13 protein-coding genes and 1 tRNA gene are annotated in these 13,564 nt (G+C 72.1%); 6 read left to right on the forward strand and 8 right to left on the reverse strand.

All coding sequences use genetic code 11. From position 1 onward, the window contains the following. The 7 genes from HD601_RS26370 to HD601_RS26400 form a co-directional block, all read right to left on the reverse strand. Positions 1-645, reverse strand: a complete 645-nt coding sequence (locus HD601_RS26370; protein ID WP_184827005.1) for a DUF8185 domain-containing protein — start codon at positions 643-645, stop codon at positions 1-3. Further along, a complete protein-coding gene (locus HD601_RS34290; RefSeq protein WP_184827007.1) occupies positions 642-1,049 on the reverse strand; it encodes a thioesterase family protein in 408 nt (135 codons plus the stop codon). Before HD601_RS34290 ends, HD601_RS26370 begins: the two co-directional genes overlap by 4 nt. After that, positions 1,046-1,498 (reverse strand): acyl-CoA thioesterase, encoded by a 453-nt coding sequence (locus HD601_RS34295; RefSeq protein WP_184827009.1) that lies wholly within the window; start codon positions 1,496-1,498, stop codon positions 1,046-1,048. Before HD601_RS34295 ends, HD601_RS34290 begins: the two co-directional genes overlap by 4 nt. A gap of 8 nt (positions 1,499-1,506) precedes the next feature. Further along, positions 1,507-3,183, reverse strand: a complete 1,677-nt coding sequence (gene ettA / locus HD601_RS26385; protein ID WP_184827011.1) for an energy-dependent translational throttle protein EttA — start codon at positions 3,181-3,183, stop codon at positions 1,507-1,509. 303 nt (positions 3,184-3,486) lie between these two features. Next, positions 3,487-4,335: a single-stranded DNA-binding protein gene (locus HD601_RS26390; RefSeq protein ID WP_184827013.1), complete on the reverse strand. Its 849-nt coding sequence runs from the start codon at positions 4,333-4,335 to the stop codon at positions 3,487-3,489. Positions 4,336-4,889: 554 nt separating this feature from the next. Beyond that, the gene (locus tag HD601_RS26395) at positions 4,890-6,539 is read right to left on the reverse strand and encodes a GTPase (protein WP_184827015.1); all 1,650 of its coding nucleotides are present in this window, start codon (positions 6,537-6,539) and stop codon (positions 4,890-4,892) included. Then, entirely contained in the window at positions 6,536-8,173 is a 1,638-nt protein-coding gene (locus HD601_RS26400; protein WP_221441323.1) for a GTPase family protein, read from the reverse strand. The genes HD601_RS26395 and HD601_RS26400 overlap by 4 nt, the downstream gene beginning before the upstream one ends. 201 nt (positions 8,174-8,374) lie before the next feature. Here HD601_RS26400 and HD601_RS26405 point away from each other — a divergent pair, with 201 nt between their 5' ends. From HD601_RS26405 to HD601_RS26420, 4 genes are all read left to right on the forward strand, one after another. Continuing rightward, positions 8,375-8,896, forward strand: coding sequence for a YbhB/YbcL family Raf kinase inhibitor-like protein (locus HD601_RS26405; protein WP_184827017.1), 522 nt, complete (start codon positions 8,375-8,377; stop codon positions 8,894-8,896). A 63-nt stretch (positions 8,897-8,959) separates the two neighbouring features. Further along, positions 8,960-9,874 carry a methyltransferase domain-containing protein gene (locus HD601_RS34300; protein WP_184827019.1) on the forward strand — a complete coding sequence of 305 codons (915 nt, stop codon included), beginning with the start codon at positions 8,960-8,962 and terminating at the stop codon, positions 9,872-9,874. A 63-nt stretch (positions 9,875-9,937) separates the two neighbouring features. Continuing rightward, positions 9,938-10,621 (forward strand): winged helix-turn-helix domain-containing protein, encoded by a 684-nt coding sequence (locus tag HD601_RS33195; RefSeq protein WP_221441324.1) that lies wholly within the window; start codon positions 9,938-9,940, stop codon positions 10,619-10,621. After that, on the forward strand, positions 10,621-11,889 hold the full coding sequence (locus HD601_RS26420; protein ID WP_184827021.1) for an MFS transporter: 1,269 nt from the start codon (positions 10,621-10,623) through the stop codon (positions 11,887-11,889). The genes HD601_RS33195 and HD601_RS26420 overlap by 1 nt, the downstream gene beginning before the upstream one ends. Here HD601_RS26420 and HD601_RS26425 read toward each other — a convergent pair. Next, a complete protein-coding gene (locus HD601_RS26425) occupies positions 11,871-12,593 on the reverse strand; it encodes an NUDIX domain-containing protein (RefSeq protein WP_184827023.1) in 723 nt (240 codons plus the stop codon). The genes HD601_RS26420 and HD601_RS26425 overlap by 19 nt on opposite strands. Before the next feature lie 40 nt (positions 12,594-12,633). Between HD601_RS26425 and HD601_RS26430 the strand changes: the two genes are divergently transcribed. Continuing rightward, entirely contained in the window at positions 12,634-13,179 is a 546-nt protein-coding gene (locus HD601_RS26430) for a YbaK/EbsC family protein (protein WP_184830194.1), read from the forward strand. Between the two features lie 31 nt (positions 13,180-13,210). Then, positions 13,211-13,284: transfer RNA gene (locus HD601_RS26435), tRNA-Arg, on the forward strand. Positions 13,285-13,564: the final 280 nt, after the last annotated feature.

The raw sequence follows: 13,564 nt of genomic DNA on the forward strand, positions 1-13,564 counted from the left end.
TCAGAGGGCGAAGAGCGCGAGGCCGGTGCGGGCGAGCACCGAGCCGTTCGGCGCGTCCAGCCGCCACCAGGCGCCGACCGTGCGCAAGGCGACCTCGGCGCCGTCGGGCCCGTGGAGGAAGCCGTACGAGGAGGCCGCGTGGGCGAGGCGCAGCGGCATGCCGGCGGCGAGCTCGCGGTCCCAAATCTCCGCCGCCAGGCCCTCGAGCGCGGCGCGGCCGGCCCGCAGCGACTTGCCGTCGGCGACGCCCACCGCGCGGGTGCGGAACTCCTCGACGCCGTGGTCGACGTCGGCGACGACGGCGGTCAGCGGGAGGCGGGCGAGTTCCGTCCAGCCGGAGCGGGGCGGGAGGCTGCTGGCCCAGCGCAGCGCGGGCAGTGCCGGCGGCAGCTCGAACTCGCCGGCCGCGCCGACCGCCCGGGCGGCGAGGTTGCCGGCCTCCACGACGACGTCGAGCTCGGCGGGCTCGGCCAGGGCGACAGCCCGCAGCGCCAGCGCGTCGAACGGGGTCTCGGCGAAGCAGCCGGCGACCGTCCCGTGGGCGACGATGCGCAGGACGGAGTCCGGCTCGTACTTGGCGACCCGGCGGGCGAACGTCGCGAGGTCGCCGGCGGCGCCCGGGTGGGCGGGGACGAACGAGGTCACGGCTGCGGCTCGAGGAAGCGTTCGAGGATCTCGCGCTCGGGCGGGCTGACCGGGCGCGGGGTGTTCGCGCGGACGTCGAACGCGACCAGCACGCCGGTGGCGCGCGCGTACAGCGTCGTGTCGTCCTTGACCTCGTAGGCGACCTCGAACGACGTCGTGCCGACGCGGGTGACCCACACCTCGACCTGCAGCGGCTCGGTGCGGAACGGGACCGGCGCGAGGTAGTCGATGCTCTGGTGGACGACGACGGAGCCCTCGTGCGGCGAGCTGCCCGTGCCGGCGAGCTGCCGGTGCGCGAAGTCGACCCGCGCCTCCTGCAGGTACTCGGCGAACGTCACATTGTTGACGTGGCCGAACGCGTCGAGGTCGTCGAAGCGGACCGAGCATTCGTAGATGTGCCTCACGCCGCCGCCTTCCCCGGCTCGGGCCCGTCGAGCTCGAGGAACGACTCGAGCACGAGCCGCTCCTCGTGGGCGACGCGGCGCGGGTGTGCGTCGTCGAGGTCGTACGGCACCAGCACCGACGAGGCGACGGCGTACACCGTCCGGGACCCGTCGTCGGCGACGTCGAGCACCTCGTAGCCGAGGTCGAACGACGAGTTGCCGACCCGCCGCACCCACGTCTCGACGCGGACCGGCTCGGCCCGGTAGTGCAGCGGCGCGTGGTAGCTGATCTCGTGCCGCGCCACGACGACGCCCTCGGCCAGCTGCTCCGCCCCCTGCTTGGGCGCATGGACGAACAGCATGTCGACACGTGCCTCCTGCAGATAGCGCAGGTAGACGACGTTGTTGACATGGCCGTAGGCGTCCATGTCGGCCCAGCGCAGGGGCACGTGTGTCACGTGGCGCGGCACGCGGGGCCCTAGTCGCGGCTGAGCTTGCGGTAGGTGACCCGGTGCGGGCGGGCGGCGTCGGCTCCGAGGCGCTCGATCTTGTTCTTCTCGTAGCTCTCGAAGTTGCCCTCGAACCAGAACCACTTGGCCGGGTCCTCGTCGTCGCCCTCCCACGCCAGGATGTGCGTGGCGACGCGGTCGAGGAACCACCGGTCGTGCGACGTGATGACGGCGCAGCCGGGGAACTCGAGCAGCGCGTTCTCGAGCGACTGCAGCGTCTCGACGTCGAGGTCGTTGGTGGGCTCGTCGAGCAGGATCAGGTTGCCGCCGAGCTTGAGCGTCAGCGCCAGGTTCAGGCGGTTGCGCTCGCCACCGGACAGGACGCCCGCGGGCTTCTGCTGGTCCGGGCCCTTGAAGCCGAACGCCGACACGTAGGCGCGGCTGGGCATCTCGACCTGGCCGACCTTGATGTGGTCGAGCTCGTCGGAGACGACCTGCCACACGTTCTTCTTCGGGTCGATGCCGCCGCGCGACTGGTCGACGTAGGACAGCCGGACGGTGTCGCCGATGCGGAACTGCCCCTCGTCGGCCGTCTCCTGGCCCACGATCATCTTGAACAGCGTGGTCTTGCCGACGCCGTTCGGGCCGATGACACCGACGATGCCGTTGCGCGGCAGCGAGAACGACAGGTCGCGGATCAGGGTGCGGTCGCCGAAGCCCTTGGTGACGCCCTGCGCCTCGACCACCAGGCTGCCCAGGCGCGGGCCCGGCGGGATCTGGATCTCTTCGAAGTCGAGCTTGCGGGTCTTCTCGGCCTCGGCCGCCATCTCCTCGTACCGGTCGAGGCGGGCACGCTGCTTGGTCTGGCGGCCCTTGGCGTTGGACCGGACCCAGTCGAGCTCTTCGCGCAGGCGGCGCTGGCGCTTCGCGTCCTTCGCGCCCTCGATCTTGAGGCGAGCCTCTTTGGTCTCGAGGTACGTCGTGTAGTTGCCCTCGTAGCCGTGGACGCGGCCGCGGTCGACCTCGGCGATCCACTGGGCGACGTGGTCGAGGAAGTACCGGTCGTGCGTGACGGCGATGACGGCGCCGGGGTACTTCTCGAGGTGCTGCTCCAGCCACAGCACGCTCTCGGCGTCGAGGTGGTTGGTGGGCTCGTCGAGCAGCAGCAGGTCGGGCTGCTGCAGCAGCAGCTTGCACAGCGCCACGCGGCGGCGCTCACCACCGGACAGCACCGACACGTCGGCGTCGGGCGGCGGGCAGCGCAGCGCGTCCATGGCCTGCTCGACCTGGGAGTCCAGCTCCCACGCGTTGCGATGGTCGAGCTGCTCCTGCAGCTTGCCCATCTCTTCGAGCAGCTCGTCGGAGTAGTCGACGGCCATCTTCTCGGTGATCTCGTTGAACCGGTTGAGCAGCTCGAGAGTCTCGGCCACGCCCTCCTGAACGTTGCCGAGCACGGTCTTGTCCTCGTTGAGCGCCGGCTCCTGGGCGAGGTAGCCGACCGTCGCGCCGGGCGCCAGCTGGGCGTCACCGTTGGACGGCTGGTCGAGCCCCGCCATGATCTTCAGGATGCTCGACTTACCGGCGCCGTTCGGGCCCACCACGCCGATCTTCGCACCCGGAAGGAAGTACAACGTGACATCGTCGAGGATGACCTTGTCACCGTGCGCTTTGCGCGCCTTACGCATGGAGTAAATGAAGTCCGCCATAACGAGACCAAGAGTACGGCCTCGGCCCCTCCGCGGACGACCGCGTCCCCCTCTGTGGGACTGATGCGACGGATCCCGTGGTCGCCGCCGACGGGCGTGCTGCTCCCCCGCTGGTGGCCTGCCGGTTGCGGACGGCCGTTCACGCTGGTCAGCCCGCCCGGCCTCGCCGCGGAGCGCGGCACGAGCTCCGCGGCGAGGGATCCGAGCCGCTCGTCGCCGCCGGGAGGGAGTTCTCCCCGCTAGAGCGAGGAGAAGTCCCTCCCGACTCGGCGACGAGGGCGACACAGCATGGGCGGGCCCGGGTCAGGCGGGCGCCTCGGCCTTCTCGCGCCTGCTGCGGCTGGCGGGTCGCGTGCGCGAAGTGACGTTGGCGAGCGGACCGGCCGGCGCGTCGGCGTCGCGCGGCACGTCGGCGTCGCGCGGCTCGCCGGCAGCGCGCATGCCGCCGTCACTGCTGGGGCCTCCCCCGGCAGCAGGTGAGCCCCCGGAATCGGGACCGGACTCCACGCGCAGCCCGCCACCCGGCAGCCCGTTCCCGTCGGACAGCCCATTCCCGCCGCCGGGCAACCCGTTCGCGCCCGGCAGCTGGCGCCCGCCACCGGGCGGACCGTTCCCGACCCCGTTGCCGCCGGGCATCCCGTTGCCGATGCCATTGCCGCCGGGCATCCCGTTGCCGATGCCGTTGTAGGTGTCGCCGCTCGCGGCACCGCCGAGGGCGTCGGCGCCGTAGGCGTACATCTCGCGGACGTTCTCGACCGCGTCGTCCTCGTCGGGGATGAGCGGGGGCCTGGTCACCTTGGTGAACATCGAGGTGCCGCGGTAGAGGTCGTGGCCGAGGCTGCGCGCCGTGATCTCCGGCGACACGCGCGAGGCCTCGTTCTTGTCGCGCCACTCGCGGTTCTTCAGCCGGCCGTAGACCACCACCGGATCGCCCTTGTGCAGCGAGGCCGCGATGTTGTCGGCCAGAGGCGAGCGCCAGCAGTACACGGTGTAGAACGACGTGTCGTCGTCGACCCAGGACCGTGATCGGGCGTCGTAACGCGCGTTGTTGCACGCAAGCCGGAAGTGGGCGAACGCGTCGCCGTTCTTGTTCTTGTCCAGCTTGGGTTCGGTCGCGACGTTCCCGACGACCGTGATGTTGACCTCGCTCATGTGGCGTCTCCTGTGCTCGTTCCCGATGAGGTTGACGAACACGAGATTTCCGCCTGGCGAGGCCGCCCGAAAGCCGGAAATCGCGAAATGTGGACAACTCCGCGAATTGGTCGGGCTTGTGGACGACCGCCGCGACGGGTGAACGGTCATCCGGGCCCACGGGGCGTCCACGATGTGGGATTTCGGGCGTTTTCTGGGCCGCCCGCCACGATTACCCGAGCCTCACTACGCCTGCAACCGTGTTGAGGCTCGGGTAAGCCTCGTGATGTAGCGGATCCTTGATGATCATCGCTGTCCACAGCCCGGCGAACACCGCAACGAACGCCGCGAGGCGTGCCCAGGGCCTCCCCGTCCCCCTGATAGCTGCCAGGTTCTTGGCCGCGGGCGCACGGGTCAAGTCCAAGCCCCCAACCACAGCGGCAAGCAACCACAGCGGGCGCGGACTTGAGACGTGTGCACGCGGTTAAGACACTGGGCAGCAGGGGGACGGGGAGCCAACCTCAACCCCGGCAGAACCCCCGACGCCGCGCCCCCGCTGATCGTGGACGACAGGATCAGGAGCGGGCGCGGTCCAGGGCGGTCTTGAAGGCGCGGTACTTGCCCAGCTCGGCGTCGACCGGCTCGACGACGACCTCGTCGGTGACGGAGGCGATCAGGTCGCGCAGCTGGTGCCGGACCCGTTCCTCCTGCCGCCGGCTCCCCCGTCTGGCCGCCCACAGCCCGGCCAACCCGACCAGCACGCCGAGCACCAGCCCGCCGGCCAGCAGCACCGTCGGCACCGGGATCCCGCCGACCGACGGCTCGGCGACGTCGAAGCGCAGGAACGACGTCCCCGCCAGCGCGAGCAGCCAGAGGACCCCGGCGGCCGCCGTCAGCAGGGCCAGCCACTGCAGCGCGTTCAGCAACCGCCACCAGCCCGGCCGCGTCGCGATGCCGAAGTCCGTGCCGCCGACCCGGCGGTCGAGCTCGTCGGAGAGCCGCGCGCTCGACGACGTCGCCACCGAGCGGACCGCGTCGCGCCACGAGGACGGCAGCGTCCCCGCCGCCGCGTCGCCGTACGCCCGCACCGCCGCGTCGGACCGCGACCGCTGCACCGGCGACGTCACCGGCAGCGAGATCCGGGCGATCTCCTCCGCATCCGGAGGAGAGCTCGACAGCACCGACGACCGCCGCACGCGCACGCCCAGCTTCGCCAGCGGGTCGCGCCGCAGCCGCCCGAGCCACCGGGTCACCGGCCAGCCGGTCGCCGCACGCGCGCGCTGCAGGTAGGACCGCCCGGCCGCCGTCGCGACCACGTCGGCTCCCGACGCCTCCGCCACCGCCGACGCCAGCCGCTCGCGCTCGCCGGCGCCCACGGAACCCGGCGCCCCGTCCCCAACGGCCGAAGCGACCAGTTCCGCCGTCATGCGGATGTCGGCCTCGATGCGCTCGTCGACGGCGCGGCGCTTGGTCACGGCGGTCCGGATCAGGTCGACCAGCGTGTCGACGCCGTCGCCGGTCGCGCCGGACAGCGCGACCACGGGGACTTCGTCGAGCCCGTCAGCATCCAAGAGCCCCCGCAGGTCGGTGACGCACTCGACGACGTCGGCCCTGGTCAGCCGGTCGATCTGGTTGAGCACGATGACCGTGACCGCCTGGTGCGACGCCAGCGGCCGCAGGTATCGCTCGTGCAACGCGGCGTCGGCGTACTTCTGTGGGTCGAGGATCCAGACGAACAGGTCGACCATCTCGACGAGACGGTCGACGGTGTCGCGGTGCGACAGCTGCGTGGAGTCGTGGTCGGGCAGGTCGAGCAGGACGAGCCCGTCGAGGTCGTCGCCCGCGCCGGAGTCGAGCACGCTCTCGCGCGAGACGCGGTGCCGCGGCGGCACCTTCAGCCAGTCCAGCAGCGGGATGACGCCCTGGGTCCCCCACACGCACGCGAGCGGGTCCGACGTCGTCGGGCGGCGGACGCCGACGACCGAGACCTCCATGCCGGCGATGCGGTTGAACAGCGTCGACTTCCCGCTCCCCGTGGCGCCGGCCAGTGCGACGACGGTGTGCTCGACCGACAGCTGCCGCCGTTCGCCCGCACGGTCGACCACGACCTGCACGGTCTCGGCGAGGTCCGGGGACAGCCGCTTGCCGCCGACGGCGACGGCCTCCTGCAGCGCGGTCACCCGTTCCGGAAGCGTGATGCGGTCGCGGCGGGACCACCTCTTCATCCGTGGTCCTCCCGGGCCTGCTCGACGGTGACGAGTGCGGCACGCAGCGCGTCGCCCGCGCCCACCTCGACAGATAGCCCCCCGAGCCGATCCGTGAACCGTACCGCTTCCGTCCGCAGCAGCTCCTCGACCCGCTGCGACAGGTCGGCGCGCGCCCGCGCGGCCAGCCGCCGCACGGCCTCGTCGCCGAAGAACGCCTCGAGCAGCTTCTGCCCGACGACGGCGGTGCCGCCGGCCACGCCGACCTCGGCGCCGGTGACGCCGCCCGTCGACGCGAACACGACGATCATCAGCGAGAGCCCGAGCCCGTTGACGCCGAACGACAACAGCCGCGCATTGAAGCGCTTGTCGGCGCCCTCGGACCGGACCATCGCCAGGACCGCGTCTTGCCATTCGCGGACGGCCCTGGCGCTGCGTTCAGGAAGGTCACTCGCCGTGCGAGTGAGGTCGTCGCCGGCCAGGAGCGCCCGGCCGGCCGCAGAGTCGCGCCACTTGCCGTCGGCCTTCTCGGCCGCCCGGTTGGCCTCCTCGACGATCATCGTGGCGAGGCCGTGTTCGATGGCCTCCTCGACGGCGGCGACCGGCTGCGGGCGGCCGCGCAGGAACGCCGTCACCTTGTCGCGCAGCCGGCCGACCTTGGCCTCGAGCGAGCGCATGAAGTCGCCGGTCCCGACGAAGTCCTGCCAGCGGGCGAGCACCTCGCCGCGCAGCATGCTGCCGTCGGCGGACGTGTCGTCGATGCGCTTGGCCGCCTTGCCGTACACGTGCTTGATCTCGGCCTGCAGCCGCGCCAGCACCTCGACCTGTCGGTCGGCGGCGTCGGCGAGCTTCGGGACCTGTCGCAGCGCGCCGCTGATGGCGCCGTCGAGGGTCCGCCGCACGATCTCGTTGCGCGCGGACTCGTCGGCGGCCAGCCCGTCGAGCCAGCCCCGCACCGACGCGACCGCCTCCTCGGGCAGCAGGCCGGAGTCGTCGGGCGCGGTCTCCTCGACGACCAGCAGGGGCGCGTCGCTCAGGCCGTGCTGCGTGAGCATGGCGGCGAGGTGGGTGCGGACCTCGCTGACGGCGTCGGGCGCGACCCGGTCGAGGACGACGGCGACGGCGGTCTGCCGGTCGGCGGCGGCGCGGAGGAAGTCCCACGGGACGGCGTCGGAGTAGCGCGCCGCGGTGGTGACGAACAGCCACAGGTCGGCGGCCGCGAGCAGCTGTGCGGCGAGTGTGCGGTTCTCCGTCACGACGGAGTCGACGTCCGGCGCGTCGAGGATCGCCACGCCGGCGGGCAGCCCGTCGTCGGCGACCAGTCGCAGCGCACCGCCGGCCTGGTCGTGGATGGCGACGCGCGGCAGGTCCGGCAGGATGCGCAGCTCGTCGAACCAGCCGACGTCGTCGGGGTGGTGGACGAGGACCGGTGAGCGCGTCGTCGGCCGCAGCACCCCGGCGTCGCTGACCTTCCGCCGCACGAGGGAGTTCACGAGCGTGGACTTGCCGGCCCCCGTCGATCCGCCCACGACGGCGAGCAGCGGCGCGTCGAGCTGGTCGAGGCGCGGCAGGATGTAGTCGTCGAGTTGTGCGAGCATGTCGCGGCGCGTCTGGCGGGCATCCTCGGCGTCGCTGACGTCCAGCGGATACTGCACCCCGGAGAGACGGCCGCGAAGAGCGGCGAGAGCACCATGAATGCTCACCTCAGCGGTATCCACTGGCGAATCTTGCACTCTCGCACCGCCCCTGGCCAAGACTCATGGCGTCATTGATGCCAATCGTTCACATGCCGAGTCACAGTACAGAGTCGATGGACTAACGTCGGCAGAGCCGGATCGCCATCCTCGGAGGACTCGATGTCGCTCGAACGTCCCACCCCGCCCGACCCGTACACCCTGCTCCCGGCCGTCGCCTCCATGACTCTGACCAGCGACGATGTCAGCGACGGCGAGCAACTGGCGGCTGACTTCATCTCGGCGGGTGCCGGCGGGGCCAATCTCTCGCCCCAGCTGTCGTGGTCCGGCGCGCCCGACGGCACCCGCAGTTACGCCGTCACGTGCTTCGATCCCGACGCGCCGACGCCGAGCGGCTTCTGGCACTGGGTCGTCGCGGACATTCCGGTCACGACGACGTCGCTGGCGCGTGGTGCGGGCCTCCCCTACCCCGCGTTCGCCGTCCGCAACGACGCCGGCACGACGGAGTACTCCGGCGCCGCCCCGCCACAGGGCGACGTGCCGCACCGGTACTTCTTCGTCGTCCACGCGGTCGACGTCGAGACGCTGGGGGTCGACGGCGACGCCTCGCCCGCCGTCGTCTCGTTCAACCTGGCGTTCCACACGCTGGCGCGCGGCATGGTGGTGCCGGTCTACTCGCACTGACGGGGGCCGACGGCGACGAAATTGCGTTGAGGGCGGCCGCGGCCGGTTCCTAGGCTGCGGCGGGTGATCCATCAGCATCCGCTCGCGTACCTGATCGGGCTCGAGGGCGTGGCGCTGCTGCGCGCGTTCGCCGGCGAATACGACGAGGAGTTCGTGACCGCCCGGCTGGCCGAGATCCGCGCGCTGCTCGACCCCGCCGGCGAGCTGGGGTCCGGTGGCGCCGCGCGTCCGCTCACGTCCGTCGAGGCGTACGGCTCGTGGGCTCCGTCGTACGACCAGCCGGGCAACCAGCTCCTCGACATCGAGGCCGGACTGGTCCACCCGCTGCTCGACGCGCTCCCGGTGGGCGTCGCGCTGGACGCGGCCTGCGGGACCGGCCGGCACGCGGCGTACCTGGCCGAGCTCGGGCACACCGTCATCGGCGTGGACAGCTCGCTGGACATGCTGGCGGTCGCGCGGACGAAGGTGCCGTCGGGCTCGTTCCTGGACGGTTCGCTCGAGGCGCTGCCGGTTCCGGACGACGCCGTCGACGTGGTCGTGTGCGCGCTGGCGCTGACCCACGTCCCGGACCTGAGGCCGGTGTTCGCCGAGTTCGCGCGCGTGCTGCGGCCGGGCGGCTCGCTGGTGGTGTCGGACCCGCACGGCCCGGTGATCGGCGTCGGCCTTCCCATCGTCGTGCGCGGGGCGGACGGCGCCCCCGGCTACCTGCCGAACCGCAGCCGGTCGGCCGCCGAGTACCTGGCCGCCGCGCTGCCGCTCGGTTTCGAGGTCCGGCACTGCGAGGAGCCGGTGCGCCGGCCGCCGTTCGTGGATCCCGAGGGCGTTCCGCGCGGTGCCGTGACACCGGTGCCGCCGCTGAGGCCGTCGGGCACCCCGCCGGACATCTGGTCGCTGCACCGGTTCGCGCCCGACGCGACGAACGCCGCCTACGAGGGCGGCCCCCTGGCGATCGTGTGGCGGTTCGAGCTGACGTCGTAGTCGAGCCCTCGGGTGATTGCAGAAGCACTTTGCAAAATGTGTTTGGAGTCGTAGCCTGCCTGCATGGAGGGCTCGCACCCGTGGCCGCCGTCGTGGTTCGACCCGGACCGGCACGACCTGCTCACCCCGCTGAACGTGCGCGCGCTGGCCCACCCCGTCCGCCTCACCCTGCTCAGGTTGCTGCGCGAGGATGGTCCGGCCACCGCGTCCGGACTGGCCGAGCGGATCGGCCAGTCCAGCGGCGTCACCAGCTACCACCTGCGGACCATGGCCAAGGCCGGGCTCGTCGTCGACGAGGTGGCGCTGGGGAACCGGCGAGACCGCTGGTGGCGGGCGGCCCACGCGGCGACGACGTTCTCCTTCCGCGTTCCCGGGCAGGCCGGCGACACCGAGCAGCTCGAGGTCGCCGAGCAGTACCTGCGGATGGTCGCCCAGGTCGGCTACGAGCGGGTCCTGTCCTGGATCGGCACGCTGGTGGAGCGCCAGGACGAGCTCGCCACGTCGCCCTGGCAGCTGGGTGAGTCGTCGCTGAGCCTCACCCACGACGAGGCACGGGAGCTGTCCGAGCAGATCATCGCGCTCGTCGCTCGGTATCGGCGGGACCAGGAGGGCCGGGCCCGCGGATCGGGCGGGCCGGACGAGACTCCGGCGCCCGGCGGACCGGAGCGGCGGCGGGCGGTGTTCCAGTTCCAGTTGCTGCCCGACCCGCATCCCGATCCCCGTCCCGCCGGCGTCGAGCCGGGCTGATGGGCGCGGCGCCCGCGGTCTCGGCCGCACCACGCCGGCTGCCGCTGGCCGCCGTCCTGGGCGCGTACCTCACGTCGGTCACCTGCACCGCCGTCTCCGCGATCGCCATCCCCTGGCTGGTGCTCAGCACGACGGGCAGCGCCACCCGTACCGGCGTGGTCGTGTTCGCCGAGATGGCTCCGTACGTCGCGATGCAGGCGCTCGCCGGCCCATGGGTCGAGCGCATCGGGCCCCGGCGGGCCAGCTGGCTCGCCAACCTCGTCGCGGGGCTGGTCCTGCTGCTCGTCCCGCTGCTGTACGCGAGCGGGCAGCTCGGCTACGGCGTGCTGGTGGCCCTGGTCGCCGTGGTGGGCGCGGTGCGCGGCGTGGCCGACTGCGGCAGCGCACCGCTGGTCCCAGGCTCCGCGTCCCTGAGCCGGACCTCGCTGAGCCGGGCGGCCGGACTGCACGCCTCGGCCAGCCAGGCCGGCAACCTGCTCGGCGCACCGCTGGCGGCGGTGCTGCTGAGCCTGCTGCCCGCGCCGCTGGTCCTGATCGTCAGCGGGGGCGGGTTCGTGCTCGCGTCGCTGCTGGTCCGATTCCTGGTGCCGGGCGAGCTCGGCAGGGGCACCGACCCGGTCGAGCCGTACCTGCGCCGGATCGCCGACGGCCTCTCCTTCCTCGTCCACGACCCCCTGCTCCGCGCGCTGGTCGTCATGATCGCCGCGACGAACCTGCTCGGCACCGGCTACCTGAGCGTGCTGCTGCCGTCGTGGGTCCGCGACAACGGACTGGCGGTGGCCGCCGTCGGCACGGTCGCGGCCGCGTCGGGGCTGGGCGCGCTGGCCGGCAGCCTCCTCGGGGCCTGGCTGGCGCCGCGGGTGAACCGATGGCTCGCCTACGCCGTGGGCTTCCTGGTCGGCGGATCGCCGCTGTTCGTGGCCCTTGCCGTGAGCAGCAGCCTGCTCCCCGTCGTCGTGGTGGCGGCCTGTTGCGGCCTGGCGACGGGCGGCATCAACCCGATCATCGGCGCGGTGCAGTACGAGCGGATCCCGGCCGAGATGCTGCCCAGGGTCCTGGGCGCGGTGAAGGCATCCGCTTGGGCCGGCATCCCGCTGGGCCCGGTCGTGGTCGGCGCCCTGACCGATCAGGCCGGCGTCCAGACGGCGCTCGTAGCCGTCGCCGTCGTCATGGCGCTGCTCACGCTCGGCCCCTTCGTGGTCCCCGCCTTCCGGCTCATGAACGAACGGCGGGCGCCGGCGCGGTCACGTCATGCGGAGACGTCGTAGTCGAGGCGGACGGTCCAGCGCACGCCGTCGCCGTCGTCGATGGGTTGGACGGAGCTGCTGACGTCGCGGGCGCCCTTGATGATGACGTCGACGCCGCGCTGCTCGCGGAAGGCGGTGCGGATCGCCTCCTCCGGGTCGGCGCCGTGCTCGAGCAGCCCACCGACGGTGACGCCGTCGGGCCCGTGCCCGTACGCCGCGACGCGGTGCTCGACCCTGACGCCGTCGGCGATGGGCGGGTTCGGCTCGCGGGGCGTGAGCCGCACGCCGTCGCCGTCGTACATGCCCATGCCGATGGCGACGAGAGGGACGGCGTCGAGGCCGGCAAGCTTGTCGAGCGGCACCCACTCGGCGAGGTCGCTGGTGCCGCCGACCTCGGGCGTCAGCTCGCCGCCGACGACGTGGCCGCGGTAGACGATGCGCACGGCATGCACGTCGACGCGGTCGAACCCCTCGGGCACATGCCTCTCGCTGACGAAATGCTCGACGTCGATGCCGAGGAGCGCGTCGAGCTCGCCGATGTAGCCGGTCTCCTCGAACAGCTCGCGCAACGCGCCATCTTGCGGATGCTCGACGGGGTCGAGGCCGCCGCCGGCCAGCGACCACTGCGGGCCGTCCTCGTAGCCGATCCAGCGCGAGAGCAGGACGCTGCCGCCGTCCTCACAGATGACGTAGGCGGAGACGCGCAGACGCTGGAAGAGGGTCACGAAGAGGGGACCGTAGCATCGGGGGGTGACAACTCCGAAGATCGGCCGGCTGGCCACGGAGCCGGCGCTGTCCCGTCCCGACCTGCTCGCGGGGCCGGTGAAGTCCGCGCTCGAAGGTGCGGGTTCGTTGGCCGAGTCGGTCTTCGTGGCGCCGATCGACGCGTCACTGGCCGACACGGCCTCGTTCTGCGCCGCGTACGAGGTGTCGTTGGCGGAGTCGGCGAACTGTGTCGTGGTGGCGGGCAAGCGCGAGGGCGTCGAATATGTGGCGGCATGCATGGTGCTGGCGACGACGCGCGCCGACGTCAACGGGGTCGTGCGAAAACTACTGGGGGTGCGGAAGGCGTCGTTCCTGCCCATGGACGCCGCTGTCGCGGCGACGGGGATGGAATACGGCGGGATCACACCCCTCGGCCTCCCCGCCGACTGGCCGATCCTGGTCGACCCCGCCGTCGCCGCGCTACCCTTCGCGGTGGTCGGCAGCGGGGTGCGCGGCTCGAAACTGACGCTCCCCGGCTCGGTCCTGGCCTCCTGGCCCGGCGCTCAGGTGGTCGAGGGCCTCGGCCGGCCCGTGCAGCAGGACTGACCTATCGGTCACAATGGTCCCTGTCTGCGATGCGCCTGTAGCTCAGTCGGATAGAGCAGGAGCCTTCTAAGCTCTTGGTCGGGGGTTCGAGTCCCTCCAGGCGCACCTCATCCGTTCCGGATGTAAGGCCTCAGCGCGTCGCCATTGCTCGACGCGCCGAGGCCACCGGGATCATCGGCGTGCCAGCACCTCCTCCGGCGACCACCAGCCTAGACGGTCCCATCTGTCCCGGGCAGCAATGCATTGACGTTCGGTATAGGGCTGGGTCATCCTGAATGCACAACTCCATCGTGCATTCCCGCTCGGTGAAGCCATCTGCGGATGGTGACCGAGCGGGCTGTGCCAGCGGCGCGTTCGGCCTCTCCATCTGCTCACGCTAGGGAGA

The sequence above is a fragment of the Jiangella mangrovi genome, assembly GCF_014204975.1.
Taxonomy (GTDB): Bacteria; Actinomycetota; Actinomycetes; order Jiangellales; family Jiangellaceae; genus Jiangella; species Jiangella mangrovi.

What these genes read in the sequence shown, in the direction of transcription:
- HD601_RS33195 (WP_221441324.1), top strand. Translation starts at nt 9,938, where the DNA reads ATGGAGGGCTCGCACCCGTGGCCGCCGTCGTGGTTCGACCCGGACCGG.
- HD601_RS26395 (WP_184827015.1), bottom strand. Translation starts at nt 6,539, where the DNA reads ATGAAGAGGTGGTCCCGCCGCGACCGCATCACGCTTCCGGAACGGGTG.
- ettA (WP_184827011.1), bottom strand. Translation starts at nt 3,183, where the DNA reads ATGGCGGACTTCATTTACTCCATGCGTAAGGCGCGCAAAGCGCACGGT.
- HD601_RS26420 (WP_184827021.1), top strand. Translation starts at nt 10,621, where the DNA reads ATGGGCGCGGCGCCCGCGGTCTCGGCCGCACCACGCCGGCTGCCGCTG.
- HD601_RS26390 (WP_184827013.1), bottom strand. Translation starts at nt 4,335, where the DNA reads ATGAGCGAGGTCAACATCACGGTCGTCGGGAACGTCGCGACCGAACCC.
- HD601_RS26405 (WP_184827017.1), top strand. Translation starts at nt 8,375, where the DNA reads ATGTCGCTCGAACGTCCCACCCCGCCCGACCCGTACACCCTGCTCCCG.